25 protein-coding genes and 1 pseudogene are annotated in these 25,917 nt (G+C 73.3%); 19 read left to right on the top strand and 7 right to left on the bottom strand.

All coding sequences use genetic code 11. The features are described 5' to 3' along the window. Positions 1 to 200: 200 nt before the first annotated feature. The 3 genes from AB0C99_RS25130 to AB0C99_RS25120 all read left to right on the top strand — a co-directional run bounded on the left by AB0C99_RS25130 (position 201) and on the right by AB0C99_RS25120 (position 2,742). On the top strand, positions 201 to 797 hold the full coding sequence (locus AB0C99_RS25130) for a DUF5998 family protein (protein ID WP_362479083.1): 597 nt from the start codon (positions 201 to 203) through the stop codon (positions 795 to 797). After that, positions 797 to 2,002, top strand: coding sequence for a nucleotide pyrophosphatase/phosphodiesterase family protein (locus AB0C99_RS25125; protein ID WP_362479081.1), 1,206 nt, complete (start codon positions 797 to 799; stop codon positions 2,000 to 2,002). Before AB0C99_RS25130 ends, AB0C99_RS25125 begins: the two co-directional genes overlap by 1 nt. Before the next feature lie 92 nt (positions 2,003 to 2,094). After that, positions 2,095 to 2,742 carry a thymidine kinase gene (locus AB0C99_RS25120; protein WP_362479078.1) on the top strand — a complete coding sequence of 216 codons (648 nt, stop codon included), beginning with the start codon at positions 2,095 to 2,097 and terminating at the stop codon, positions 2,740 to 2,742. A gap of 13 nt (positions 2,743 to 2,755) precedes the next feature. On the opposite strand, the gene AB0C99_RS25115 is transcribed toward AB0C99_RS25120, so the two are convergent. Then, positions 2,756 to 3,814: a DJ-1/PfpI family protein gene (locus tag AB0C99_RS25115; RefSeq protein WP_362479075.1), complete on the bottom strand. Its 1,059-nt coding sequence runs from the start codon at positions 3,812 to 3,814 to the stop codon at positions 2,756 to 2,758. Positions 3,815 to 4,063: 249 nt separating this feature from the next. Here AB0C99_RS25115 and AB0C99_RS25110 point away from each other — a divergent pair, with 249 nt between their 5' ends. From AB0C99_RS25110 to AB0C99_RS25100, 3 genes are read left to right on the top strand one after another with little or no spacing between them, the layout of a single operon-like run. After that, entirely contained in the window at positions 4,064 to 6,739 is a 2,676-nt protein-coding gene (locus AB0C99_RS25110; protein ID WP_362479072.1) for a YfhO family protein, read from the top strand. Between the two features lie 43 nt (positions 6,740 to 6,782). Beyond that, positions 6,783 to 7,748: a glycosyltransferase family 2 protein gene (locus AB0C99_RS25105; protein ID WP_362479071.1), complete on the top strand. Its 966-nt coding sequence runs from the start codon at positions 6,783 to 6,785 to the stop codon at positions 7,746 to 7,748. A 2-nt stretch (positions 7,749 to 7,750) separates the two neighbouring features. Then, positions 7,751 to 9,025: a polysialyltransferase family glycosyltransferase gene (locus AB0C99_RS25100; RefSeq protein WP_362479068.1), complete on the top strand. Its 1,275-nt coding sequence runs from the start codon at positions 7,751 to 7,753 to the stop codon at positions 9,023 to 9,025. A 7-nt stretch (positions 9,026 to 9,032) separates the two neighbouring features. On the opposite strand, the gene AB0C99_RS25095 is transcribed toward AB0C99_RS25100, so the two are convergent. Next, complete coding sequence (locus AB0C99_RS25095; protein WP_362479065.1) at positions 9,033 to 9,836, bottom strand: VOC family protein; 804 nt, start codon at positions 9,834 to 9,836, stop codon at positions 9,033 to 9,035. Between the two features lie 210 nt (positions 9,837 to 10,046). On the opposite strand from AB0C99_RS25095, the gene AB0C99_RS25090 reads away from it, so the two are divergent. Beyond that, positions 10,047 to 10,874, top strand: a complete 828-nt coding sequence (locus AB0C99_RS25090) for a sulfurtransferase (RefSeq protein WP_362479062.1) — start codon at positions 10,047 to 10,049, stop codon at positions 10,872 to 10,874. Between the two features lie 76 nt (positions 10,875 to 10,950). On the opposite strand, the gene sepH is transcribed toward AB0C99_RS25090, so the two are convergent. Further along, positions 10,951 to 12,003, bottom strand: coding sequence for a septation protein SepH (gene sepH, locus AB0C99_RS25085; RefSeq protein ID WP_362479059.1), 1,053 nt, complete (start codon positions 12,001 to 12,003; stop codon positions 10,951 to 10,953). Between the two features lie 454 nt (positions 12,004 to 12,457). Between sepH and AB0C99_RS25080 the strand changes: the two genes are divergently transcribed. Then, entirely contained in the window at positions 12,458 to 13,222 is a 765-nt protein-coding gene (locus AB0C99_RS25080) for a hypothetical protein (RefSeq protein WP_362479057.1), read from the top strand. Positions 13,223 to 13,229: 7 nt separating this feature from the next. On the opposite strand, the gene AB0C99_RS25075 is transcribed toward AB0C99_RS25080, so the two are convergent. Together AB0C99_RS25075 and AB0C99_RS25070 are read right to left on the bottom strand one after the other, a co-directional pair. Beyond that, the gene (locus tag AB0C99_RS25075; RefSeq protein ID WP_362479054.1) at positions 13,230 to 14,573 is read right to left on the bottom strand and encodes a D-arabinono-1,4-lactone oxidase; all 1,344 of its coding nucleotides are present in this window, start codon (positions 14,571 to 14,573) and stop codon (positions 13,230 to 13,232) included. Beyond that, positions 14,509 to 15,774, bottom strand: coding sequence for an MFS transporter (locus AB0C99_RS25070; RefSeq protein WP_362479052.1), 1,266 nt, complete (start codon positions 15,772 to 15,774; stop codon positions 14,509 to 14,511). The genes AB0C99_RS25075 and AB0C99_RS25070 overlap by 65 nt, the downstream gene beginning before the upstream one ends. Before the next feature lie 159 nt (positions 15,775 to 15,933). Between AB0C99_RS25070 and AB0C99_RS25065 the strand changes: the two genes are divergently transcribed. Next, positions 15,934 to 17,061, top strand: coding sequence for a ferrochelatase (locus AB0C99_RS25065; RefSeq protein WP_362479049.1), 1,128 nt, complete (start codon positions 15,934 to 15,936; stop codon positions 17,059 to 17,061). Between the two features lie 35 nt (positions 17,062 to 17,096). Next, positions 17,097 to 17,897, top strand: coding sequence for an inositol monophosphatase family protein (locus AB0C99_RS25060; RefSeq protein ID WP_362479200.1), 801 nt, complete (start codon positions 17,097 to 17,099; stop codon positions 17,895 to 17,897). A 69-nt stretch (positions 17,898 to 17,966) separates the two neighbouring features. Here the strand turns inward: AB0C99_RS25060 and AB0C99_RS25055 are convergent, their stop codons facing one another. After that, on the bottom strand, positions 17,967 to 18,140 hold the full coding sequence (locus tag AB0C99_RS25055; RefSeq protein ID WP_362479047.1) for a hypothetical protein: 174 nt from the start codon (positions 18,138 to 18,140) through the stop codon (positions 17,967 to 17,969). Between the two features lie 348 nt (positions 18,141 to 18,488). On the opposite strand from AB0C99_RS25055, the gene AB0C99_RS25050 reads away from it, so the two are divergent. The 4 genes from AB0C99_RS25050 to AB0C99_RS25035 all read left to right on the top strand — a co-directional run bounded on the left by AB0C99_RS25050 (position 18,489) and on the right by AB0C99_RS25035 (position 22,085). Continuing rightward, a complete protein-coding gene (locus AB0C99_RS25050; RefSeq protein WP_362479044.1) occupies positions 18,489 to 19,142 on the top strand; it encodes a response regulator transcription factor in 654 nt (217 codons plus the stop codon). 4 nt (positions 19,143 to 19,146) lie between these two features. After that, on the top strand, positions 19,147 to 20,382 hold the full coding sequence (locus tag AB0C99_RS25045) for an ATP-binding protein (protein ID WP_362479041.1): 1,236 nt from the start codon (positions 19,147 to 19,149) through the stop codon (positions 20,380 to 20,382). Between the two features lie 395 nt (positions 20,383 to 20,777). Continuing rightward, entirely contained in the window at positions 20,778 to 21,074 is a 297-nt protein-coding gene (locus AB0C99_RS25040) for a DUF4193 domain-containing protein (protein ID WP_003955561.1), read from the top strand. A gap of 12 nt (positions 21,075 to 21,086) precedes the next feature. Further along, positions 21,087 to 22,085 carry a hypothetical protein gene (locus AB0C99_RS25035; protein WP_362479038.1) on the top strand — a complete coding sequence of 333 codons (999 nt, stop codon included), beginning with the start codon at positions 21,087 to 21,089 and terminating at the stop codon, positions 22,083 to 22,085. A 55-nt stretch (positions 22,086 to 22,140) separates the two neighbouring features. On the opposite strand, the gene AB0C99_RS25030 is transcribed toward AB0C99_RS25035, so the two are convergent. Further along, positions 22,141 to 22,659, bottom strand: coding sequence for a DUF3093 domain-containing protein (locus AB0C99_RS25030; RefSeq protein ID WP_362479035.1), 519 nt, complete (start codon positions 22,657 to 22,659; stop codon positions 22,141 to 22,143). A 58-nt stretch (positions 22,660 to 22,717) separates the two neighbouring features. Between AB0C99_RS25030 and AB0C99_RS25025 the strand changes: the two genes are divergently transcribed. The 5 genes and pseudogenes from AB0C99_RS25025 to AB0C99_RS25005 form a co-directional block, all read left to right on the top strand. Beyond that, positions 22,718 to 23,302: a PaaI family thioesterase gene (locus tag AB0C99_RS25025; protein WP_362479032.1), complete on the top strand. Its 585-nt coding sequence runs from the start codon at positions 22,718 to 22,720 to the stop codon at positions 23,300 to 23,302. Then, positions 23,302 to 23,814 (top strand): dUTP diphosphatase, encoded by a 513-nt coding sequence (gene dut, locus AB0C99_RS25020; RefSeq protein WP_128977708.1) that lies wholly within the window; start codon positions 23,302 to 23,304, stop codon positions 23,812 to 23,814. The genes AB0C99_RS25025 and dut overlap by 1 nt, the downstream gene beginning before the upstream one ends. A 1-nt stretch (position 23,815) precedes the next feature. Continuing rightward, positions 23,816 to 24,583 (top strand): DUF3710 domain-containing protein, encoded by a 768-nt coding sequence (locus AB0C99_RS25015; protein ID WP_362479029.1) that lies wholly within the window; start codon positions 23,816 to 23,818, stop codon positions 24,581 to 24,583. 323 nt (positions 24,584 to 24,906) lie between these two features. Next, positions 24,907 to 25,575 carry an ABC transporter ATP-binding protein gene (locus AB0C99_RS25010; RefSeq protein WP_362479198.1) on the top strand — a complete coding sequence of 223 codons (669 nt, stop codon included), beginning with the start codon at positions 24,907 to 24,909 and terminating at the stop codon, positions 25,573 to 25,575. 151 nt (positions 25,576 to 25,726) lie between these two features. Then, positions 25,727 to 25,917, top strand: a pseudogene (locus tag AB0C99_RS25005) (sensor histidine kinase KdpD); the annotation flags it as partial.

Here is a 25,917-nt window from a genome sequence, read left to right as displayed (position 1 = left end):
CAGCCGACGCCGGCGGCACCGACGCCACAGCTGCCACCGCCGACACCGGCGGCACCGCAGACACAGCCGCCACCGCCGACACCGGCGATGCCGCGACTCCCCCCGGCGAGTCCGATGTCACATCCCCGGCGCTCACGAACGGCCCCGACCCCGCGCACAACCGGCCAAGCCGTCCTTGTGCACGGATTAGGATGGAGTCCATGGCGAAGACCGGTACGACGACCCAGGGGCTGCGCGCGGCGATCGAGCGCAGCGGCTATTACCCGGCCCTCGTGGCCGAGGCGGTGGAGGCCGCCGTCGGCGGCGAGGCGGTCTCGTCGTACGTGGTCCACCAGGAGACCACCTTCGACGCGAACGAGGTCCGCCGCCACGTCACCGTCCTCGTCCTGACGGCCCACCGCTTCATCGTCAGCCACACCGACGAGCAGGCCGCCGACACCAGCTCCCCGACGCCGTACGCCACGACGTCCACCGAGTCCGTGAAGCTCGACCGGATCTCGTCCATCGTCGTCAGCCGCGTCGTCGCCAACCCGGAGTCGTACACCCCGGGCACCCTGCCCCGCGAGGTCGTCCTCACCATCGGCTGGGGCGCCGTCTCCCGGATCGACCTGGAGCCCGCCGCCTGCGGCGACCCGAACTGCGACGCCGACCACGGCTACACCGGCAACTCCACCGCCGACGACCTCAGCCTCCGGGTCAGCGACGCCGGCGACGGACCGGACACCGTCCGCCAGACCCTCGCCTTCGCGCAGGCGCTCTCCGAGGCCACCGCGGACACCGCCTCGGTGACCCGCTGATGGCCCAGCCCGCCGCCATGGCCCAGGGCTGGCCGGACGACCCGGTCCCGCTCGACCCGGCCACCGCGCCGCTCCCCGAGTACGGCAGCGGTTCCCTCGGCGACCTGCTCCCGACGCTCGTGGTCGGCCAGGGTGTGCCCGGCTTCGAGGCCCGGATAGCGGAGCTCGCCCCCGCCGACCGCAACTGCGTCTTCCTCATCGACGGGCTCGGCTGGGAGCAGATCAAGGCCCACCCCGACGAGGCCCCGTACCTGACCTCGCTGCTCGCCGGCTCCCGCGGCGGCACCGGCCGTCCGCTGACCGCGGGCTTCCCGGCCACCACCGCCACCTCGCTCGCCTCGGTCGGTACCGGCCTCGCCCCGGGCGTCCACGGACTCCCCGGCTACACCGTGCGCAACCCCGCGACGGGCGAGCTGATGAACCAGCTCCGCTGGAAGCCCTGGACCTCGCCGCGCGCCTGGCAGCCGTACCCCACGGTCTTCCAGCTCGCCCACGAGGCCGGGATCCACACCGCCCAGGTCTCCTCCCCGATGTTTCAGGACACCCCGCTCACCAAGATCGCGCTGAGTGGCGGAACGTTCCACGGGCGCCTGTCCGGCGACGAGCGGATGGACTTCGCGGCCGAGCAGCTCGCCGCGGGCGACCGCTCGCTGGTCTACACGTACTACAGCGAGCTCGACGGCGCCGGGCACCGCTTCGGCATGGACTCCGACGCCTGGCGCGGCCAGCTGATGTTCGTCGACCGTCTCGTGCGGCGCCTGGCCGAGCAGCTTCCGCCGCGCGCCGCGCTCTACGTCACCGCCGACCACGGCATGGTGGACATTCCGTTCGACGAGGACCACCGCATCGACTTCGACGAGGACTGGGAGCTGCGCGCCGGCGTCGCCCTCCTCGGCGGCGAGGGCCGCGCCCGGCACGTGTACGCCGTCCCGGGCGCCGAGTCCGACGTCCTCACCTGCTGGCGCGAGGTCCTCGGCGACCGCTTCTGGGTGGCGGGCCGCGACGAGGCCATCGAGCTCGGCTGGTTCGGCGACCGGGTCGACGAGCGGGTGTACGGGCGCATCGGCGACGTGGTCGCCGCGGCCCAGGACGACCTCGCCATCACGGCCTCCGTCAACGAGCCGAACGAGTCCGCCATGGTGGGGATGCACGGTTCGATGACCGCCGCGGAGCAATTCGTGCCGCTGCTCGAAGTACGCTCCTGAGGCCGCGGCGCGCCGCCCGCACCACGCCCGACCCGCCCCCGACCACCCGTACGCCCTCCGTCGCCCCTGACCCGAAAGGTCCCCGACCTCCCATGCCCGAGCTGGTGTTCTTCTCCGGAACGATGGACTGCGGAAAGAGCACCCTCGCTCTTCAGATCGAACACAACCGGTCCGCGCGCGGGCTCCAGGGCATGATCTTCACCCGGGACGACCGGGCCGGCGAGGGCAAGCTGTCCTCGCGGCTCGGCCTGGTCACCGACGCCGTCGAGGCGGCCGAGGGCTTCGACTTCTACGCGTACCTCGTCGCCCACCTGTCCAAGGGCGGGCGCTGCGACTACGTCATCGCCGACGAGGCGCAGTTCCTCGCGCCCGAGCAGATCGACCAGCTCGCCCGGGTCGTCGACGACCTCGAACTCGACGTCTTCGCCTTCGGCATCACCACCGACTTCCGCTCCAAGCTCTTCCCCGGCTCCCAGCGGCTCGTCGAGCTCGCCGACCGGGTCGAGGTCCTCCAGGTCGAGGCCCTCTGCTGGTGCGGCGCCCGCGCCACCCACAACGCGCGCACCGTCGGCGGCGAGATGGTCGTCGAGGGCGCGCAGGTCGTGGTCGGCGACGTCAACGCGGGGGACCAGGTCGGCTACGAGGTACTGTGCCGCCGCCACCACCGCCGCCGGATGACGGCCGCGTCCGCCCGCGCCGCCGCGCTCTCCCCGGACGTCCTGCCGGTCCCGCAGGGCTGACCGCGCCCGCCGCTCATTCCCCGGCCGGGGCGGAGGCGGGTGCGGGGACAGGCGCGGGCCCGGCACCGGTGACGGCGCCTCCGCCGGGCACGGCGCGGAACCGGCGCCGGTACTCCATCGGCGTCGTGTCAAGACGGCGGCGGAACGCCCGGATCAGCGTGTCCGTCGTGCCGAACCCGCACAGCGTCGTGATCCGTTCGAGCGTGGCGTCGGTGGATTCCAGTTGGTGGCGCGCCCGCTCGACCCGCGCCGACTCCACGTACGCGCTCGGCGTCATGCCCAGCTCCGCCTTGAAGATACGGGTGAGCTGACGCTCGCTGACATGGGCGGTCGCCGCCAGGTCCGCCAGGGTCAGCGGCTCGCCGAGGTGGCGCGTGATGTGGTGGCGCAGGTCCTCGATCCGCCGCGTCGTGGAGACCGGTTCGAGCGGCACGCTGAACTGGCTCTGCCCGCTGGGCCGCTTCAGGTACATCACGAGCTGCCGGGCCACCCGCAGCGCCACCGCCTCCCCGAAGTCGTCGGCCACCAGCGCCAGCGACAGGTCGAGGCAGGAGCTGATCCCCGCGCCCGTCCACACGTCGCCGTCCCGGATGAAGATCGGGTCCGCGTCGACCTCGACCTCCGGGTGCTCGGCGGCGAGCTGCCCCGCCGTCGACCAGTGGGTGGTGGCCCGCTTGCCGTCCAGCAGCCCGGCGGCGGCGAGGAGGTGCGCCCCGACGCACACCGACGTCACCCGCCGGGTCCGCTCCGCGAGCCTCCGCACCCACGCCACGACGGCCGGATCGACCAGGGCGCGGACCCGCCGCCGCTCGTCCGTCTCGACCGAACCGGGCACCAGCAGCGTGTCGATGGCGCGCCCGGCCAGCTCCTCGAAGGTGATGTCGGGGAGGACCCGCACCCCGGCGGAGGTGGTGACCGGGCCCGTCGTCTCGGCGGCCAGCAGCACCTGATAGCCCGTCGACTCGTCGGTCTCGCGCCGCAGCAGGGCGAAGACCTCCGGCGGCCCGGTGACATCGAGCAGGTCGACGCCCTCGAAGAGGACGATGACGACGAGTCGTCCGGCGCTGCTCATGGTGTCTCCGTCCGAGGGGTGCGGGCGAGCCCGATGTCCGGATCCGCATGTTAGGCGACGTCACCGACATCGAGCGGGCCCGCCGCCGGGGACGGCACGCGCACCGGCTGTTCACCTGAGGTGCGCCCGGGGACCCCCTCCCGCTCGGGCGCGGGTCGTACGCCTCGGCGGTAATGCGTCTCTACGCCGATGAGCCCGGCCGGCTCCATGCCGATCAGCCCGCCCGGCCGAACCCGCCCTGGAGGAAGTGTGCCACCCGCCGCCGAGACCGCGCCCGCCCCGTCCCGGTCCCGGCCGAGGCTCCGGGCGGCGACCGGCGCGGCCCTCCTCACCGGAGCGCTGTTCTGCCTCGCCGGGGCGCTCGCGGGCAGCCACCCCTTCGGCCCCCGGACGCGCAACATCGTCGATCTCGGGCAGCAGTACCTGCCCTTCCACGTGTACTGGCGCAAGCTGCTCCTCGGCGACACCCACGGCGACCTCTTCCTCAACTGGTCCTCGGGCTTCGGCGCCAACTTCCTCGGCGACTTCGGTACGTACCTGAGCAGCCCCTTCGACCTGCTCGTCCTGCTCTTCCCTGCCGACCGGCCCGAACTCGCCCTGTACGTGATCACCGCCGCCAAGATCGCCGCCGCGGCCGCGGGCATGGCGGCCCTGCTGCTCACCCTGCGCCGCGGCCCCTGGCCGGTGGCGGCCGTGCTCGGCACCGCGTACGCGCTCTCCGGCTGGACCTTCAACTACGGCGCCACCGTGCCCATGTGGCTGGACGGGCTCGCGGCCTTCCCGCTGCTGTGCCTGGTGGGGGAGTGGGCCCGGCGCGGACGCCGCCCGGTGCTCGGGCCGCTGGTGGTGGCCCTGGCCTGGTTCGCCAACTTCTACACCGCGTACATGGCGACGATCGGCGCGGCGGTCGTCCTGACCGTACGGCTTCTGACGACGAATCCGGAGTCGGCCGATCCGGCGTACGGCACCGGGTTCGTCCCCCGCCACCCCCGCCTCACCGCCCTCCTCCGCGCCGCCCGCAGCGTGCTCATCGGGATCGGGCTCGCCGCCCCGCTCGTCGTCGTCATCTTCTTCGCCACCCGGGTCGCCGACCCGACCCCGCCCACCGCCTTCGTCCCCGCCGACTGGACCGACGTCCTGGCCCGCCTGCTGCCGGCCACGGCGAGCGTGGCGACCCCGGCGCTGTTCATCGGCACACCCGCCCTCGCGCTCGCGCTCACCCTGCCGTTCAACCGCGCGGTCGCGACCCGCGTCCGCGCCGGGTGGACGGGCGCGATCGTCCTGGTCGCGCTCTCCCTCCAGTGGAAGCCCACCCATCTGCTCTGGCACGCCGGGGCCTCGCCCAACGGCATCCCGTACCGCCAGACCTTCGTCCTGTGCGGGCTGCTGCTCATCGCCGCCTGGCTGTCGACCGCCCAGGGCCTGCCCCGGCCCGCCGCGCTCCTCTGCGGCGGCGCCCTGCTCGCGGGCGCCGCGTGGGCGGCCCGGGGCAGCGCGGACATCGACCGCTGGACGTACCCCGCCGTCGCAGCCGCCGGTGCCCTCGCCGTGCTCGCGGCGGCGGCGGCCCTGCTCGGCGCCCGCCGGGGCGGGCGACTGCTGCCCACCCTCGCGGTGCTCCTCCTGCTCGCCGCCCAAGCGGGCGAGACCCTCGTGACCGGCAAGCGCATCGAGGAGCAGCAGCTCGCCAAGGTCTCCTGGGCGCCGAGGCTCGGCCCCTGGCACACCGACACGGCCCGCGCCGTCGCCGAGAAGGACGCCTGGCCGCGCCACCGCACCGAGCCCGGCGAGGTCCCGGGCGGCAACGACGCCCTGCTCGTCGGTGGCGAGGGCGCCGACTACTACAGCAGCCTCACCTCCGACACGTACTCCCGCACCCTCGCCGGGCTCGGCTTCGGCTACTACGCCAAGGGCCGGCACCCGGTCGGCCTCGACAACCCGGTCACCGACGCGGTCTTCTCCGTCGGCAGCCGCGTCCGCTCGGTCCCCGAGGGCCCCCTCGCCGTCGACCGGCTGCCCCGGGCCGACGTGACCGCCGCCGACAGCCCCGTACCGCCGCTCGTCACGGTCCACCCCGCCGACCCGGAGACGCCGTCCCAGGGGGACGCCGACTCCGCCTTCGCCCGCCAGGAACGACTCCTCGGCCACACCGTGTACGAGGTCCCGGACGTCCGCCGCATCAGTACGGGCACGAGTACGGCCACGGGCACAGGCGCAGGCACGAGTACGGGCACGGGCACGGGCGCCGGTAAGGGCCCCGGCGCCCCCCTCACCCTCACCGCGCGCTGCCCCGTCGGCTCCCAGGTCTGGCTCTGGGCCCCCGAGTACCAGGGCACCGCCGCTCTCGACGGACACCCCTTCGTCTCCTTCGCCGGGAAACTGCCCTCGGTCCTCGCCCCGATGCGGGCGCTCGGCGCGGTCCCCGGCTCGGGCGAAGTCCGGGTGACCCTGAAGCCCGAGGCGGGGTCCCGGCCCACGCTGCCCGCGCGGGCCGTCGGCTGTCTCGTGCCCGAGCGCCTCGCCGCCGCCGTGCGGCAGCTCACCGCCACCGGTGCCACCGCGGTCCGCACCACCGGCCACACCCTCACCGCAGACCTGCCGCCCGGCAGCACCGGCACCGCCGTCCTCGCCGTGCCCAGGATCTCCGGCTGGCGCTGCGCCGCGGGCGACGCGCCCCTCGCCCCCGCCCGCAGCCGCCTCGGCCTCGTCGCCGTCCCGCTCGACGGCCGGGCCACCTCCGTGACCTGCTCCTTCCGGCCGCCGGGCGTCAAGCTCGGCGGGGCGGTCGGCGTGACCGCCCTCGCCGCGTTGCTGGCCACGGCGTGGCTCCACCGGCGTCGGCGCCGCACCCGCGAACCCGCAGGACCGCAAGAGTTCACCGCCCGTGCACACGAGGCTCGTCCGGCCGAGAAAAGCGCTGTCTAACCTGTCTGCTCTGCCCGCCAGTACGCGAGTTGGGAATTCCCGAGTGCCGAAGCTGTCCGTCGTCGTGCCCTTCCACAATGTCGGGCCCTATGCGCCCGACACCCTGCGCAGTCTCGCGGACAACGCGGACGCGGACACGGAATTTCTGCTGGTCGACGACCATTCCACGGACGAGACCCCCGATCTCCTCGACCGCTGGAAGGGCAGAATTCCGCAGGCCAGGGTCATTCGCCATGAGACGAATCTCGGCGTCGCGCAGGCACGCAACACCGGAATCGACGCGGCCACCGGCGACTACCTCACCTTCCTCGACGGCGACGACTGGTACGCCCCCGGCCACCTGGCCGCCATGCGGGCCGGGATCCACTGGCTGGGCTGCGACTTCGCCCGCACCGACCACGTCCTGTCCACCGACCGTACCCGGCAGATCCGCTACGCCCCGGCGAAGGCGCGCGACACCGTCATGGACCCCAGGGACGGCATCGCACCGGCCAGCATGGTGACGATGGTCGACTATCCGTTCGTCCCGTTCGGCATTTACAGCGCCCGTCTGTTCGAAAACGGCGCCTCGCGTTTCGAGACGAAACTGCGGACCGCCGAGGACCGCCTCTGGATCTGGCGTCTGCACCTCACCGCCCGCACCTATGCGGCACTTTCCCTGCGCGGCGTCTTCTACCGGCGCGGAGTCACCACGTCGCTCACCCAGATCACCGACAACCGGCAGCTGGACTTCATTCCCTCGTACGACCTCCTCCTCGAAGAGGTCTCCCAGGACCGCGACGCCGAACGCTTTCTCCCGAAGGCCGTCCGCACCTATTGCGCGATGATCGCCTTCCACATGGCCAAATCCGACCAGTACGAGCCGGCCGTGGCCAAGCGGCTCCGGCGCGACGTCACCGACGCCCTGCGCCGGATGCCCCGACAGGTCCTCGACGGGACTCTCGCGACCATGGACACCCCCCGCGCCACCCTCCTCAGGAGCCTGCGCGACACCGGAAAGGCCGCCTGAGCATGTCGCCCACCGACCGCGTCCAGATCTTCCAGGCGTCCACGCTGTACGGGGCCGCCACCGTCGCCGCCGCGATCGACGCCGGGCGGTTCGGCGCCCCCGGAGACGCCCGCCGCCTGCTGCTCGTCTCGAACAACGCGGAGATCCCCGAGACCGCCCTGCGCCTCGACGAGATGACCGGCTACGACCGGATCGCCGCCCGCTTCGACGGGACCGTCGACTGGAACGAGGCGATCCACCCGCACCACCCCAGCTCCTGGGCACCCCGCCCCGAGGAGTCCCCGCTGTGGCAGCGGGTCTTCCGCACCGCCTGGGGCCTGGGCACCGCCACCGTCGAGCTCGTCGTCGAATCGATCCAGGTCAACCCGGCCAAGGCGCTCGCCGCCGTCTTCGCCGAGAGCGCCGTCCAGGTCTACGCCGACGGGCTCATGAGCTACGGCCCGACCCGCGACGAGCTGCCCCAGTCCATCGCCTGCCGGGTCCGCCGCGTGCTCCACCTCGACCTGGTGCCCGGACTGCGCCCGCTGCTGCTCACCGAGTACGGGGTCGGGGCCGAGCTCGTCCCCGACGACGCCTTCCGCGCGGTGCTGCGCGAGATCGCCGAGGCCGCCGCCGACGACCCCCGGCTCGCGGCCGCGTCCGAGGCCGCGCCGACCGCCCTGCTGCTCGGCCAGTACCTCGCCGTCCTCGGCATCCTCACCGCCGAGGAGGAGGAGGAACTGCACGCGCGGATGCTGCGCGGCGCCGCGGCGGCCGGACACCGCGGCGTCGTCTTCAAACCGCACCCGACCGCCCCGGCCCGCTACTCCCGGGCGCTGCACGAGGAGGCCGCCCGCGCGGGCGTCGCCCTCACCGTCCTGGACGGTCCTCTTCTCGCCGAGACCTTCTACGAGCGCTGCCGTCCACACCTCGTCGTGGGATGTTTCTCGACCGCGATGCTGACCGCCGCCGTCTACTACGGCGTCCCCGTCGCCCGGGTGGGCACGGAGACCGTCCTGGCGCGCCTGACCCCGTACGAGAACAGCAACCGGATCCCGCTCACCATCGTCGACCACCTCGTGCCCGACCTGGAGAGCGGCGCCGCGCCCGGGGTCCCCGGGACCACGCCCGCCACCCTCGCCCCGCTGGTCCGGGCGGTCGGCTACTGCATGCGCCCGACCGCACACCCCGGGCTGCGCGAGGAGACGGTCCGCCACCTGGAGCGGCACGCCGAGGCGCACCACTTCCCGGCGGACCGCCTGACGGAGCTCGGCCTCCGCGTCCCGGCGGCGCGCTAGGGCCTGGTCATCCCGGAGGCGCCTCGTCCGGTCCCCGCCCTCCGTCCGACGACCGCACCAGCGTGAACACCGCGCCCTCCGGGTCGGCCACCACCGCCGACCGCCCCGCCGCACCCTCGTGCGGCGGGCGCACCACCCGGCCGCCGAGCTCGGCGGCCAGCCGGGCCGACGCGTCCACGTCGGCGACCTCGAAGTACGTCATCCAGTGCGCGCCCCGGTCGCGGGGCAGGGCGGCGCCCACGCCGTGCAGGGAGGCGACCGGGCGGCCGTCGAGGCGGAGCGTCAGGCGGTCGAGGTCGGCCGGGGCGGCGGGCTCCGTCTCGTACCCGAAGATCGTTCCGTAGAACTTCGCGACCGAACCCGTCTCGTACGTCAGGAGCTCGTTCCAGACGGGCGTCCCGGGCGGGCCCGTCGTGGCGGTGCCGGGATGGGCCCCGGCCTGCCAGACGCCGAAGACGGCGCCGGCCGGGTCGGAGCAGATCACCATGCGCCCCGCCTCGCCCGCGTCCAGCGGGCCGACCGCGACGGTGCCGCCGCAGCAGCGGATGCTCTCCGCGGTCTCGTCGGCGTCGTCGGTGGCCAGATAGGTGGTCCAGGCGATCGGGAGATGCCGGTCCGGGGGCAGCTGGCCGATGCCGGCCACCTCCCGGCCGTCGAGCAGCGCGCGCACGTAGGGGCCGAGCTGCTGCGGACCGGGTGCGAACTCCCAGTCGAACAGCGCTCCGTAGAATTCCCGCGTCGCGTCAAGTCCATGCACCATCAGGCTCACCCAACAGGGTGTACCCGGTGTGCGCCGAGTCGCCTCGGTCATCGTCTTCGTCTCCTCGCCAGTGGCCGTACGAGGTGGGGCCGGCGGGCCGCGAAGCGGCTCCCCGGCGGGTCCTGCCCGCCGTCCGCCCGTCGTACACCCGGGCAGGTCGTGCGTCCCGTGCCGATGGTTGCACCACGCGACCGGCCGCGCGCCCCGGCGCATCGGTGCGAGGGGCGTTCTCAGGGGGCGGGCTGCGCGAGGATGGCCCCCATGAAGCCCATCATCTCCGCAAGCGAACTCGTGAGCGAGTCGGCCGGGGCGGTGCCCCCGGTCCTCCTGGACGTCCGCTGGACCCTCGGCGGCCCGCCCGGGCGCCCCGAGTACGAGGCAGGACACCTCCCCGGCGCCGTCTACGTGGACCTGGACACAGAGCTGGCCGGCCCGCCCGGGCGCGGCGGCCGGCACCCGCTGCCGGACCTCGCGGCCTTCGGCGCCGCGATGCGCCGCGCGGGTGTCTCGGCGGACCGGCCGGTCGTCGCCTACGACGGCGGTCTCGGCTGGGGCGCGGCCCGCGCGTGGTGGCTGCTGCGCTGGGCGGGCCACCCGGACGTGCGGGTCCTGGACGGCGGTCTGGCCGCCTGGACGGGGGAGCTGTCCAAGGACACCCCGGCGCCCGAGGAGGGCGACTTCACGCCCGCGCCGGGTGCCCTCGGGCTGCTCGACGCGGACGCGGCCGCCTCCCTGGCCCGCTCCGGGCTGCTCCTGGACGCCCGCGCGGGGGAGCGGTACCGGGGCGACGTGGAGCCCATCGACCGGGTCGGCGGGCACATCCCGGGCGCGGTCTCGGCCCCGACCACGGAGAACGTCGGCACCGACGGGCGCTTCCTGCCCGAGGCGGCCCTCACGGCCCGCTTCACGGCCCTGGGCGCGGCCGAGGCCCCCGAGGTCGCGGTGTACTGCGGTTCGGGCGTCTCCGGCGCCCACGAGGTGCTCGCCCTGGAGATCGCGGGCTTCCGCGCGGGGCTCTACGCCGGCTCGTGGTCCGAGTGGTCGGCCGACCCGGCCCGCCCGGTGGCCACGGGTCCGGATCCCCGGTAGCGGCCGCCCGCGCGGGTACGCGAAAAGGGGCCCGCGCCGTCGGAACGGCGCGGGCCCCTCTCCCGTACGCGAGGCGTCAGTCCTGCTTCTTGCGCCGGGTGCCGAAGACGATCTCGTCCCAGCTCGGGACCGCCGCGCGGCGGCCCGGCCGGACGCCGTCCGCCTCGGCCTGCCGGTCGGTGGTGCCGGTGAGCCGGTCGCGGTGACCGGACACCGCGCGGGGCATCAGGACGTCGGCGTAGGCCGAGCCCGCGCCCGCGGAGGCCGCGGGAGCCGGCGGCTCCTCGGTCTCGACCTCGTCGGACGGCTCCGTGTCGGCCGGCTCGGGCACGACCATGTCGCCGCGGAAGCTCGGGACCGCCTCCAGGAGACTGGTCAGGGAGTCGCGCTCCTCCTCCGGCTCGGGCGCCGGAGCGGGCCGCTCCATCTGGCGGTCGAGCGCGCGGTCCAGCGGCCGGTCCCGGGGCAGCCGGGCGATCCGCGGGACGAAGGGGAAGCTCGGCTCCGGCACCGCGGCGAGGGTGTCGTCGGTCTCGCCGATCAGCGCCCGCGCCTCGTCGTCCACGGCCTGCACGAGCCGCCGGGGCGGGTCGTACGTCCAGCTGGCCGTGTGCACCTCGCCCGCGACCCGGTACACGAGCAGCACCTCCCAGGTGCCGTCGTCACGGCGCCAGGAGTCCCACTGCACGGTGTCCTTGTCGGCGCCGCGCAGCAGCAGGCGCTCCTGCACCGCCTCGCCGAGCTGGGGTCCGGTGTTCTCGCCGGGACGGCGGACCGGGGTCTTGCGGGCCCGCTCGGCCATGAACGCGCGCTCGGCGAGCACCGGGCCCTCGAAGCGCCGGACCCGGTCGACGGGGATGCCGGCGAGCTGTGCGACCTCCTCCGCGGACGCACCCGCACGTATCCGTGCCTGGATGTCGCGGGGGCGGAGGTGGCTCTCCACCTCGATCTCGATCTGGCCGAGGCGCGCGCGGTCGTTGCGCACGGCGGCACGCAGCCGCTCGTCGATCGGAAGCGTGTACTCCGTGCTGTCAGCAGCCTTCAGCACCAGTCGTGTGCCGTCGTTCGAGACGGCCACGACACGCAGTTCGGGCATGGGAACCTCCCGGGTGGTGCCTGCCGACGTCACGTGCGTCGCTGCTTCCGCTAGTCGAGTGTGGCCTGCCCGGGTGCAGCCTGCCACAACCCTGCCGAGTTGCCCGGCGTGTCGGGCCTGGACCCTGGAACGCCGCTGTGACACGGTTGCCTTTTCGCCACCCAGAGTGACAGGTCGTCACGCTGCGTCGCGGGCGTCCGTGCGGTGCCGTGGCGCCGCCGGTTCGAGTGCCACCTGCGGCCCCCTTCCGTCGATTCCGGACACCCATGGGGGAGTCCGGACCCAGGGCTCGCCACAGTACTCCATTCGGGCCACCGGGGTGGACCGGCGCGCCGCCCAACTTCTCGGGCGGTACGGGAGTTGAGTCTCCGCGATCTCCGGGCACGCGTGTCCCTCTTCACAGAAGCGCCAGAAACGGAACTAATCCCTTCGTGCATTTGTCCCTTCTGGGTGCATGGTGGAACGAATGAACAAGCAGGGGTTGGACATGCGCGAGAGGCTGGAATCGGGTGAAGCGGCCACGGAGGAGAAGAAACGATTCGACCTGAGCCTGGCGCAGGTCGCGGGGAGTGCCGTCGCGGCGGTGGTCGCCGCCAAGCTCGCCTCCACGCTCGGCGTCTACGGGACGATCCTCGGCGCCGGTGTGATCAGCGTCATCGCCACCTGCGGCGGCCCGCTCCTCCAGCACGTCTTCAAACGCACGGGCCAGCAGATGCGCGAGGCCACCGTCGCGACGAAGCCCAAGGGGCAGCAGCTTCCCGAGGCGTACGGCCGGGAGGCTTACAGCGAGGAGTTCGGCGCGCCGACCACCCATGGCACCCGGGTCCGCGGCTGGAAGCGCTCCGCCGTCGGCGCCGCCGCGGTCTTCCTGCTGGCGATGGGCGGCATCACCGTCTACGAGCTGACCGCCGGTCAGGACCTCAGCGGCACCAAGGGCACCACGACCTTCGGCTCCGTGGTCCGCAACGACGGCGGCGGCAAGGGCGGGGACCGTTCGGACCCGGCGGGCACGCCGTCCTCGACGCCGAGCGGCGGCGGGCGCCAGGAGGAGAAGGGCGGCGGGACCCCGACCCCGGGCACCACCCCGTCGAGCCCGGCCACCCCGGACACCACACCCACTCCCACGCCGACGCCCTCGCAGTCGACCGAGCCCACCGGCGGCACCACCACCCCGCCCCCGACGACACCGCCGGCCACCCCGCCCACGGTCCCGCCGACCGCTCAGGACCCGGCGGCCGGCGGCACCGGCTGAGCCGGCGTCAGTCGCCCAGGACCCGGCGCAGGTAGTCGTTGCCGAAGCGCCGGTCCGGGTCGAGCCGGTCGCGCAGCGCCGTGAACTCGGCGAAGCGCGGATAGACCTTCTCGAAGTAGGCGGCGTCCCGGGTGTGGACCTTGCCCCAGTGCGGCCGGCCGCCGTGCGCGGTCATGATGCGCTCCACCGCGGTGAAGTACGCGCGGTGGGGCGTCCCCTTGTAGAGGTGCACCGCGATGTACGCCGACTCCCGGTCCGAAGCGGTCGACAGCGTGATGTCATCGGCGGGCGCGGTCCGCACCTCCACCGGGAAGCTCACCTTCAGCGGTGAGCGCTCCACCATCGCCTTCAGCTCGCGCAGCGCCGAGACCGCCGCCCCGCGCGGGAGCGCGTATTCCATCTCCAGGAAGCGCACCCGGCGCGGCGAGGTGAACACCTTGTACGGGATGTCGGTGTACGTACGGGCCGACAGCGCGCGGCTGGAGACCTTGGCGATCGACGGGATCAGCGGCGGCACGGTGCGGCCCAGGGCGCAGGCGACCTGGAAGACGCCGTTGGAGAGCAGCTCGTCCTCGACCCAGCCGCTCAGCTTCCCGGGCGGCGCGACGGGGCCCGTACCGCGGTTGTTGCGCTTGGTGTTGCAGTTGTCCGTGTGGGGGAACCAGTAGAACTCGAAGTGCTCGTTCTCCGCGTGGAGCGCGTCGAACTCCGCGGTGACCCGGTCGAAGGACATCGGCTCCTCCCGCGCGGTGAGCAGGAAGACCGGCTCCACGGCGAAGGTGAGGGCGGTGATCACCCCGAGCGCGCCGAGGCCGATCCGGGCGGCGGCGAAGACCTCGGGGTTCTCCGTGGCGGAGCAGGTCATCAGGCGCCCGCCGGCGGTGACCAGTTCGAGCGCGCGGATCTGCGCGGCGATCGAGGCCGAGTCGCGCCCGGTGCCGTGGGTGCCCGTCGAGGTGGCCCCGGCGACCGTCTGCTCCATGATGTCGCCCATGTTCGTGAGCGACAGGCCCTCCCGGGCCAGCGCCACGTTGAGGCGCTTCAGCGGGGTGCCCGACTCCACGGTGACGGTCATCGCCTCGCGGTCGATCCGGCGGATCCCGGTGAGCAGATGGGGCCGGATCAGCACCCCGTCGGTGGCCGCGATCGAGGTGAAGGAGTGGCCGGTGCCGACCGTCTTCACCCGCAGGCCGTCCTCGGCCGCCGCGCGGACCGTGTCGGCGAGCTCCTCGGCCGAGGCCGGGCTCACCTCCCGTACGGGACGGGAGGTGACGTTCCCCGCCCAGTTACGCCAGGTGCCGCTCGTCGTCCCGCTGTTCCCCCAGCGCCGTGTCGTGCTGCTCTCGCCCACTCTGCCCCTCCCGCGTCGGCACCGGCTTGCGCAGCCGGCGGTAGCCCAGGAGCGCCACCAGGACCGCGAGCGCACCCGAGGCGACGGGCACCACGTACCCCGCCTTCGCGCCCGAGGCGTCGACCACCCAGCCGGCGGCCGAGGAGCCGAGCGCCACGCCGATCGCGAGGCCGGTTCCCGTCCAGGTCATGCCCTCGGTCAGCTGTGCGCGCGGTACGTGCGCTTCGACGAGGGCCATGGTGGTCACCATCGTCGGCGCGATGGAGAGGCCCGCGACAAAGAGCGCCACGGCCAGCAACGGCAGGTTCCCGGCCAGTAGGAGGGGGATCATACTCACGGCCATCGCGCACACGCCCACGAGCCAGCGCACCGACGGATCGCCCTTGAGGTGGAGGAGGCCGAAGACGGCGCCGGCGAGGCAGGAACCCAGCGCGTAGACGGCGAGCACCAGGCTCGCGGCGGCCTTCTGGCCGCGCTCGTCGGCGAAGGCCACCGTGACCACGTCGACGGAGCCGAAGATCGCGCCGGTGGCGACGAAGGCGAGCGTCAGGACCTGGAGCCCGGGGGAGCGCAGGGCGGAGCCGCCGCTCTGCTCGCCGCGGGGGTGCGGGGCGGGCTCGGTGGCGCGCTGCGCGGTCAGCCAGAAGACGCCGACGGCGAGGAAGACGCCGGCGAGCAGCGGGCCGGCCTCGGGGAACCAGATGGTCGACAGGCCGATGGAGATGATCGGGCCGAAGATGAAGCACACCTCGTCGACGATCGACTCCCAGGAGTACGCCGTGTGCAGCCGCTGGGCCTCGCCGCGGTAGATGTTCGCCCATCGCGCGCGGGTCATCGCGCCGAGGCTGGGCACGCAGCCGATGAAGGCGGTGAACAGGAACAGCGTCCAGTCCGGCGCCTTCTGCTGGACGCAGAGCAGCAGTCCGGCGGCGGCCACCAGCGATATGAGGGTGGCGGGGCGCAGCACCCGGCGCTGGCCGTAGCGGTCGACCAGCCGGGAGATCTGCGGGCCGAGCACGGCGGCGGAGCAGGCGAGCGTCGCGGACAGCGCGCCGGCGAGCCCGTACCGGCCCGTGACCTGGGAGATCATGGTCACGATGCCGATGCCCATCATGGACAGCGGCATCCGTCCGAAGAAGCCGGCGATGGAGAACATCGTGCTGCCGGGGGCCGCGAAGATCGCGCGATAGGGACTGGGCAAGGGGATCTCCGGGCTTCCGTGCAGGGCGGTGAGACCACACGCGTCGCTCAACACGTGTAATTAATAGCTAAAGCCTACGGTGTTGAACTGGTCTGGTCACCCCCCTTTTCGGTCGGGGCGAGCCACCGGCTGTCAGCGGCGGGTGGGAGGATCGGTGCCATGTCCGACGAGCTCGATCCCGCCCCGTACGACGCCCTGCTGCTGCTCTCCTTCGGTGGCCCCGAGGGCCCGGACGACGTGGTCCCGTTCCTGGAGAACGTGACCCGCGGCCGCGGCATCCCCAAGGAACGGCTGAAGGAAGTGGGGCAGCACTACTTCCTCTTCGGTGGCGTCAGCCCCATCAACGAGCAGAACCGCGCCCTGCTCGACGCCCTGCGCGCGGACTTCGGCGAGGCCGGCCTCGACCTCCCCGTCTACTGGGGCAACCGGAACTGGGCGCCGTACCTGACCGACACCCTGCGCGAGATGATCACCGACGGGCGCCGCCACATCGCCGTCCTCGCCACCAGCGCGTACGCCTCGTACTCCGGCTGCCGGCAGTATCGGGAGAACCTGGCCGACGCCCTCGCCGAGCTGGAAGCGGAGGGCCTGCGGCTGCCCCGGGTCGACAAGCTCCGGCACTACTTCAACCACCCCGGCTTCGTCCGCCCCATGGTCGAGGGCGTGCTCGCCTCCCTCGACGCGCTCGACCCGTCCGTCCGCGCGGGCGCCCACCTCGCCTTCACCACGCACTCCATCCCGGACTCCGCCGCCGACACCTCGGGCCCCGTCGCCGACCACGGCGAGGGCGGCGCCTACGTGAAGCAGCACCTCGACGTGGCACGCCTGATCGTCGACGCCGTCCGCGCGGAGACCGGCACCGAGCACCCCTGGCAGCTCGTGTACCAGTCGCGCAGCGGCGCCCCGCACATCCCCTGGCTGGAACCGGACATCTGCGAGCACCTGGAGGAGCTGCACGGCGCGGGGGCGCCCGCGGTCGTCATGGTGCCCATCGGCTTCGTCTCCGACCACATGGAGGTCCTCTACGACCTCGACACCGAGGCCACCGCCAAGGCCGCCGAGCTCGGCCTCCCGGTCCGCCGCTCGGCGACCGTCGGAGCCGACCCCCGCTTCGCGGCGGCCGTCCGCGAGCTCGTCCTGGAGCGCGCCGCGACCGAGCGCGGGCAGCGCGCCGAGCGCTGCGCCCTGGGCGCCCTCGGCCCCTCGCACGACCTCTGCCCGATCGGCTGCTGCCCCGCGCGCGCGGAGCGCGCCGCCGCGGCCGGCGCCGACAGCCCGTACGCCTGAGGAGCCCCGCCGTGACCGAACCGCACGCGTCCCCCGTGACCGATCCGCTGCTGCGGGAGCTGCTCGACGTGGCCCTGGAGGCCGCCCGCCGCGCGGGCGCCCTGCTGCGCGACGGCCGCCCCGACGACCTCGCCGTGGCCAAGACCAAGACCAGCCCCATCGACGTCGTCACCGAGATGGACATCGCCGCCGAGAAGCTGATCACCGGCTTCCTCGCCGAGCGCCGCCCGCACGACGGCCTCCTCGGCGAGGAGGGCGCCGCCAGCCCCGGCACCAGCGGCGTCCGCTGGGTGATCGACCCGCTGGACGGCACCGTGAACTACCTCTACGGCCTGCCGACCTGGGCGGTCTCCATCGCCGCCGAGCGCGACGGCGAGAGCGTCGTCGGCGTCGTCGAGGCGCCGCTGCGCGGCGAGACCTTCCACGCCGTCCTCGGCGGCGGCGCCTGGCTCGGCGACCGGCGGCTGTCCGCGCGCCCCTCCCCGGAGCTCGACCAGGCCCTCGTCGGCACCGGCTTCGCGTACGTCCAGACCCGCCGCGCCCACCAGGCGGACATCGCCCAGCGGCTCATCCCGCGCGTGCGCGACATCCGCCGCGGCGGCTCGGCGGCGATCGACCTCTGCGACGTGGCCGCCGGACGCCTGGACGCGTACTACGAGCGCGGGCTCAACCCCTGGGACCTGGCCGCAGGCGACCTCATCGCCCGCGAGGCGGGCGCGCTGACCGGCGGCCGTCCGGGGGAGCGGGCGTCCGGGGAGCTGGCGCTGGCCGCCTCCGAGGGAGTCTTCGGGCCGCTCCAGGAGTTCCTCGACGAGGCCGGCGCCTGGCACGACTGACCCGCCCCACGCGGACGCGGAAGGGCCCCCGGAGCCGATCGGCTCCGGGGGCCCTTGCTGTCCGGGGTGTCAGGCGCGGGTCGCGCCGACCTCCACACCGTGTTCGGCGGCCAGGCGGTGCAGGTCGTCCAGCTCGGCCTGCTCGACGTCCGCGAGGAAGTCGTCGCCCGTCTCACGAGCGCGCGTGAGGTCGGACTGAGCGGCCTTGATGCGGTGCAGCAGGCCCGCGGTGAAAGCGTCCATCGTGCGCCCCCTCGTCGTGGGTCGTGGCACGGGGAGTGCCGGGGGTTGGGCGGATCACACACTGCTACCTCTGGGGGACAGAGAGCGGTAGGTGGCGTGCCACCTACAGGGCGTGATCTCGGGGTGTGCAGTCGTCCTCCCCAGCCCGTTCCGCGCAGAAACCTCAACTGGCCCGGGAATCAGGTGAATTCTTCCCTAGCCGGTACGAGCCGCCCGCACCGCGCGGGGCCCGCACCGCCGCCTTACAGCCGGTTTACGCGCGTTCGGGGCAGGATGGACACGCACAGTCAGTGCGCAGACCCGGCCCGTCCGCGTCCGGACCAGGGCCCCAGGAGAGGACTTACAGACGTGCGCGTACTCGTCGTCGAGGACGAGCAGCTGCTCGCCGATGCGGTGGCCACCGGACTGCGCCGGGAGGCCATGGCCGTCGACGTCGTGTACGACGGCGCCGCGGCCCTGGAGCGCGTCGGGGTGAACGACTACGACGTCGTCGTGCTCGACCGGGACCTCCCGCTCGTACACGGCGACGATGTCTGCCGGAAGATCGTCGAGCTCGGCATGCCCACCCGCGTCCTGATGCTCACCGCCTCCGGCGACGTCAGCGACCGCGTCGAGGGCCTGGAGCTGGGCGCCGACGACTACCTTCCGAAGCCCTTCGCCTTCACCGAGCTCACCGCGCGCGTGCGCGCCCTGGGCCGGCGCACCACCGTGCCCCTCCCGCCCGTCCTGGAGCGCGCCGGGATCAAGCTCGACCCCAACCGCCGCGAGATCTTCCGCGACGGCAAGGAGGTCCAGCTCGCGCCCAAGGAGTTCGCCGTCCTGGAGGTCCTGATGCGCAGCGAGGGGGCCGTCGTCTCGGCCGAGCAGCTGCTGGAGAAGGCATGGGACGAGAACACCGACCCGTTCACCAACGTCGTCCGGGTCACCGTGATGACCCTGCGCCGCAAGCTGGGCGAGCCCCCGGTCATCGTCACCGTCCCCGGCTCCGGCTACCGGATCTGATCCGATGGCCCAGACCCCGGCGCCGCTCCAGGCGCCTCCGAAGCCGACCTGGGACCCGCGGGACCCGGTGCGCCCGCTGCTGCGCCCGACGATCCGGATAAGACTCACGCTGCTCTACGGCGGGATGTTCCTGATCGCCGGCATCCTGCTGCTCGCGATCATCTACCTCTTCACGGCGCAGGCCCTGCGGGACAGCACCTCCCAGCTGCCGTTCAAGGTCGTCAGCGGCACGATCACGCCGACCAGCGACTGGTGCCAGTTCCCCAAGGAAGCCAACACCGAGACGCTCAGCAGCGCCGCCACGATGTGCCTGCGCCACCAGAGCGACCTGGCTCTGGACGACCTGCTGCGCCGCTCGCTCTTCGCCCTGCTGGGGCTGAGCATCATCGCCTTCGCCTTCGGCTACGCCATGGCGGGCCGGGTGCTCTCCCCGCTGGGCCGGATCACCCGGACCGCCCGCAAGGTGGCCGGATCCGATCTGTCCCGCCGGATCGAGCTGGGCGGCCCGGACGACGAGCTGAAGGAGCTCGCGGACACCTTCGACGAGATGCTGGAGCGCCTGGAGCGGGCCTTCACCGCCCAGCAGCGCTTCGTCGCGAACGCCTCGCACGAGCTGCGCACCCCGCTCGCGATCAACCGGACCCTGCTGGAGGTCCAGCTCGCGGACCCCGCCGCCCCGGTGGAGCTCCAGCAGCTCGGCAAGACGCTGCTGGCCACCAACGAGCGCAGCGAGCAGTTGGTCGAGGGCCTGCTGCTGCTGGCCCGCAGCGACAACCAGATCATCGAGCGCAAGCCCGTCGACCTGGCGGAGGTGGCCACGCGCGCCATCAACCAGGCCCACGCGGAGGCCGAGGCCAAGGGCGTCGAGATCCGGGGCGAGCGCGCCCTGGCGGTCGTCCAGGGCAACGGCGTCCTGCTGGAGCGGATCGCGCTGAACCTGGTGCAGAACGCGATCCGGTACAACGTGCCGGAGGGCGGCTGGGCCGAGGTGACCACCGAGACCCAGCACGGGCTGGCGATCCTGACGGTCACCAACACCGGTCCGATGGTCCCGGCGTACGAGGTCGACAACCTTTTCGAGCCATTCCGGCGCCTCAGACAGGAGCGCACCGGGAGCGACAAGGGCGTCGGGCTCGGCCTGTCGATCGCGCGATCCGTCGCGCGTGCCCACGGCGGCCGTATCATCGCGGAGCCCCGCGAGGGCGGTGGCCTCGTGATGCGTGTCACTCTCCCGATCTGACACACTGCACGAGCCGACCGGATCTGTTCGCTTTGCGCGGAATTTCCGGTCCCCGAACCTGAGACGGTCCTGTGTGATCGATCACAGGACCGGGTGTCCGCACCTCCACTCTCCGTGATCGCGAATCCCGCAAAAAACCCGGAAAAGTCCGGGTTTCCGGGGGTCCGCCGGGCGGGAAGAACACGGGGTGGCACCCGAGAGGGACGGCCGACGGACCGTGTACGGTCCGGTTCGCCACCCAAAGCCGCTCACTCATGAGAGGGCGGATTGGGTGTCGATTGAGTAACAGACCTTGATGTGAGGCAAAATCTCCGCCTCGGGTCGGGCACAAGTCCGGCCTCTCACGCGTTACGTGCGCTGGAGACACCGCAAACCACCCAGAGGGGGAGAGCGACATGGCAACGGATTACGACACCCCACGCAAGACCGACGACGACGTCGACTCGGACAGCCTTGAAGAACTGAAGGCCCGCCGGAACGACAAGTCGACCTCGACCGTCGACGTCGACGAGTTCGAGGCCGCAGAGGGCCTGGAGCTGCCCGGCGCGGACCTCTCCAACGAGGAGCTGGCCGTCCGGGTCCTGCCCAAGCAGGCCGACGAGTTCACCTGCATGAGCTGCTTCCTGGTGCACCACCGCAGCCAGCTGGCTCGGGAGAAGAACGGCCAGCCGATCTGCCGCGACTGCGACTGAGATCGGTCGGCCGTGGCAGGCGATACACCGTCTCGGAAGCGGCGGCTCCGGCTCCCTGGGATGCCGGGGGCGCACCGGGGCGGCTCAGGCCCGGTGGAGGACGCCCAGCAGGGCCCCTCGACCGCGCACTCCGCCCCCCTGCCCACTTCTGGCGCACCTGACGACGGGCGAGGCCCCACGGCCTCGCTCGAAGCAGCTCAAGCGCCACAGCCGGGCGACCGGCAGCCCGTCCCGAACGCGCGGGACGACGGGCCCAAGCGGGGCGCCCTGCGGCGCGTCGCCGATCCGGCGCGCCTGCGCCTGGAGCGTCTGAAACCGGACAGCGCCCGCATCGAGGCCGTACGCCGCGGTGTGCAGCGCGGCGGCCAGGGCGCCAAGGCCGGCATCGGCTATCTCGCCGACCGGGTCATCGAACTCGCGCCCAGGGTCCCCGTGCGGGACCTGGCGACCCTCCGCAGGCATTTCCCGGGGCTCGGCCCCGAGGAGATCGCCGACAAACTCGTCGCCGGCGCGTCCAGCGCCAGCGCCACCGTCGGCGCCGGCATCGGTGCCGCGGCGATGCTGCCCGTACCGCCCGCGATGCCCGCCGAGCTCGCCGCGGAGATCACCGGCGTGGCCGCCATCGAGCTCAAGCTCATCGCCGAGCTGCACGAGGTCTACGGCCTCCGCCCGCCCGGCACGCTCCCCCAGCGCTCGACCGCGTACCTGACCTCCTGGGCCGAGGAGCGGGGCATCGACCCCACCAAGCCCACCACGGTCAACGCGGCCCTCGGCGGCCAGCTCAAGCGCGAACTGCGCCAGCAGATCACCAAGCGCCTGGTGCGCAACCTGCCGAACCTCACCCCGTTCATGGTGGGCGCGGCCGTCGGCGCGGTGATGAACCGGCGCGACACCAGAAAGCTCGCCGCGCACATCCGCAAGGACCTGCGCGACCGCCAGATCCCCTGGGACGCCCTCCCGGCCCTGCCCCCGCTGGAGCCGCCGGACGGCCCCAAGGAGATCGACTTCTAGGGCTCGCTCCCGGGCCGGACCCGGGAGCCGCCCCCCTGGGCCGGCGGACGGGCCCTCAGGCCCCCGGGGCCTCCTGTGCCCCATGCGCCTCCACGGCGTCCCCGGCCCCGCCCCGGGACGCCTCCAGGGCCGCCACGAGGCCCTCGGGGTCGCGGCTGGACAGGTAAACGTACGGCGTCGGGTCGGCCGGGTCCACGACCTCCACCCGCACCGCCGTCGGCACATAGCTGCGCATCAGCATGAAGGCGCGCGTATCGGCCTTGTGCGTGCGCCAGGCGCGCGCCTCCTCCACGTCCAGCGCCTCGGCCGCCCCCAGGGCCGACACCGGGATCCGCGCGTCCCCCGCGACCAGCGAACCGGCCACCACCCGGATCCGGGCCGAGCCGTACGAGGACACCGCGACCGCCGCGAGCGCCGCGGCGCCGATCAGACCGCCGAGCGTCGGGACCGTACCCAGCGGGAACATGATCAGGCCGCCGGAGACGCCCAGCAGGGCCACGATGACCCACCAGGAACGGGGCGCCGTCAGGCGCTCGTCGAAGCTCGGGGCGGGGGGAGGTGCGGAAGGCTGCATGTCCCCCAGCTTGGCACGGCGAGACCGGCGCCCGGCAGCGCGGGTAAGGTCTGCGCCTGTGACTGGAACATCTGCCGCCCTCACCCCGCCGGCCGACGCCATACCGCCGGTACGCCACGCCGACGCGCCCGCCCCCGGCGAGCTGCTCGGCGCGCACTACGCGCACTGCTTCGGCTGCGGCGGCGGACAGCCCCACGGGCTGCACCTGGAGGCCCGCGCGGGCGAGGGCGTGACCGTCACCGCCGAGTTCACCGTGACCCCCGACCACCAGGGCGCCCCCGGTCTCGCGCACGGCGGCGTGCTCGCCACCGCGCTCGACGAGACCCTCGGCTCCCTGAACTGGCTGCTGCGGGTCATCGCGGTCACCGGCCGCCTGGAGACCGACTTCGTACGCCCCGTTCCGGTCGGCACCGTGCTCCACCTGGAGGCCGAGGTCACCGCGGTGCGCGGCCGCAAGATCTACTCGACCGCCGTCGGCCGGATCGGCGGGCCCGAGGGGCCCGTCGCCGTCCGCGCCGACGCCCTCTTCATCGAGGTGAAGGTCGACCACTTCATCGACAACGGCCGCCCGGAGGAGATCCAGGCCGCCATGTCCGACCCCGACCAGGTCAGGCGCGCCCGCGCCTTCGAGGTGAACCCCTGATGCGCAATCCCGTCGACGTACTCATCCGCCGTGTGGACCCCGAGGTGCCGATCCCGGCCTACGGGCACCCCGGCGACGCCGGAGCCGATCTGGTGACCACCGAGGCGGCCGAGCTCGCCCCGGGCGAGCGGGCCGTGCTGCCCACCGGGGTCTCCATCGCGCTGCCGGACGGCTACGCGGCCTTCGTCCACCCCCGCTCCGGCCTCGCCGCACGCTGCGGCGTCGCGCTCGTGAATGCCCCGGGGACGGTCGATGCCGGGTACCGTGGAGAGATCAAAGTGATCGTGGTCAATCTGGACCCGCGCGAGAGCGTGCGGTTCGAGCGATTCGACCGGATTGCCCAACTGGTCGTCCAGCAGGTCGAGAAGGTGCGCTTCCACGAGGTGGCGGAGCTTCCCGGCTCGGCGCGGGCCGAGGGGGGCTTCGGGTCCACCGGCGGTCACGCCGCCGTGGACGGCACTACGGGTGGGAATCGATACGCTTCGGTCGTATCCGACCGGGAAGGACAGTGACGTGTTCGGACGTCGCAAGAAGAGCGGTGCCGCTGAGGACGCAGCGGGCGAGGCCGAGCAGGTCGTCGACGCGGTGGACGGCGAGGACGCGGCCGACGCGGCCGCGCCGCGCCGGGTGAACCTTCCGCCGGCGCCCCGGCCCGACGGTCCCTGGGACATCTCCGAGGTCCCCACGCCCGAAGAGGGCCGGGTCGACCTGGGCGGCATCTTCGTGCCCGGAGTCGAGGGCATGGAGCTGCGGGTGGAGGTGGCGGGCGACGCGATCGTCGCGGCCACCGTGGTGCTGCGCGACAGCGCCGTGCAGCTCCAGGCATTCGCCGCGCCCAAGAAGGAAGGCATCTGGGGCGAGGTCCGCGACGAGATCGCGGGCGGCATCACCCAGCAGGGCGGTGCCATCGAAGAGGTCGAGGGCCCGCTGGGCTGGGAGCTCCGCGCCCAGGTTCCCGTGCAGCTCCCGGACGGCAACCGGGGCGTGCAGCTCGTGCGCTTCGTGGGTGTCGACGGACCGCGCTGGTTCCTGCGCGGCGTGATCTCCGGCCAGGGCGCTGTGCAGCCCGAGGCCGCCGGTCTGCTGGAGCAGATCGTCCGGGACACCGTGGTCGTCCGCGGCGAGGGCCCGATGGCCCCGCGCGACCCGATCGTCCTCAAGCTGCCGAACGACGCGCAGATGGTGCCGGACGGCGTGCAGCAGGACGACCAGGCCGGTTCCCGGTTCTCCGGCGGCATGGGCCAGCTGCAGCGTGGTCCGGAGATCTCCGAGATCCGCTGACGAGCCGATCCGCTGGTCGGCCGAACCGCCGATGAGCTGATCGCCGAGGGGCCCTCCATGGGTGGGCCCCCGCGATGACGTGTGCTTTCGGGCCGTGCCGTTCCCATCCCCCTCCGTCCGGAGCGGGCGGGGACGGCACGGCCCGTTCGCTTTTCCGTGCCCCCGGCACGGTTGTCCACAGGCGGTTGTCCACAGACCTGGCCTCCGCGCCCGTGATCGGCCCATACTGACGGCGCACACGTTCGATCGAGGGGGGCACCACGGTGAGTGAGAGCAACGCACGGACCGGTACGGCCGTGATCGAGGACCCGGCCGGCACGCCGATGGTCCGGATCGAGAATCTGAAGCGGTCGTACGGCACGGGTGCCGCGGCCGTGCACGCCCTGCGCGGAGTCTCCTTCGACATCCCGCGCGGCGAGCTGGTCGCCCTCAAGGGCCGCTCCGGCTCCGGCAAGACCACCCTGCTCAACCTGGTCGGCGGGCTCGACTCCGCCGACGGCGGCCGCATCGTCATCGACGGCACCGACCTCGCCGGGCTCGGCGAGGAGGGGCTGCTGGAGCTGCGCCGGGACCGGATCGGATTCATCTTCCAGTCCTTCGGCCTCATCCCGATCCTGACCGCCGCGGAGAACGTCGGCGTGCCGATGCGGCTGCGCAAGGCGGACCCGAAGGAGCGCGAGGAGCGGGTCGCCCTGCTGCTGGCGCTCGTGGGGCTCGGCGACCACGCGGCCCAGCGCCCGGGCGAGCTCTCCGGCGGCCAGCAGCAGCGCGTCGCGATCGCCCGCGCCCTGGCGAACCGGCCGGCCCTGCTCATAGCCGACGAGCCGACCGGTCAGCTCGACGCCGAGACCGGGCTCGCGGTCATGGAGCTGCTGCGCGCCGTCGTGCGCAGCGAGGGCTGCACGGCCCTGGTCGCCACCCACGACTCCCAGCTGCTGGGGCTGGCCGACCGGGTGCTGGAGCTCCGCGACGGCGAGATCATCGAGCACTGAGCGGGCGGCGCCTGGGGGCCGGTCCGGGATCGCTGTCGGCCCTGACAGGGGCCGGTCCCGGCCGTCGTGGGGCCGTCAGGATCACGTCAATACGGCTCTGACCTCCCACACTCGTGCGGAATGTCCGTTTGGCTGGACGTAAGGTCGAGCCATGGGACGCGGCAAGCTTCGGATCTACCTCGGTGCGGCGCCGGGTGTCGGCAAGACGTACGCGATGCTCTCCGAGGGGCACCGGCGGGTGGAGCGGGGCACGGACTGCGTGGTGGCGTTCGTGGAGCATCACGACCGGCCGCGTACGGAGGTGATGCTGCACGGTCTGGAGCAGGTGCCGCGCCGGGAGAT

The sequence above is a fragment of the Streptomyces sp. NPDC048659 genome (assembly GCF_040650575.1).
In the GTDB taxonomy this organism is placed as follows: Bacteria; Actinomycetota; Actinomycetes; order Streptomycetales; family Streptomycetaceae; genus Streptomyces.
This window is presented reverse-complemented; position numbering and strand designations above follow the sequence as displayed.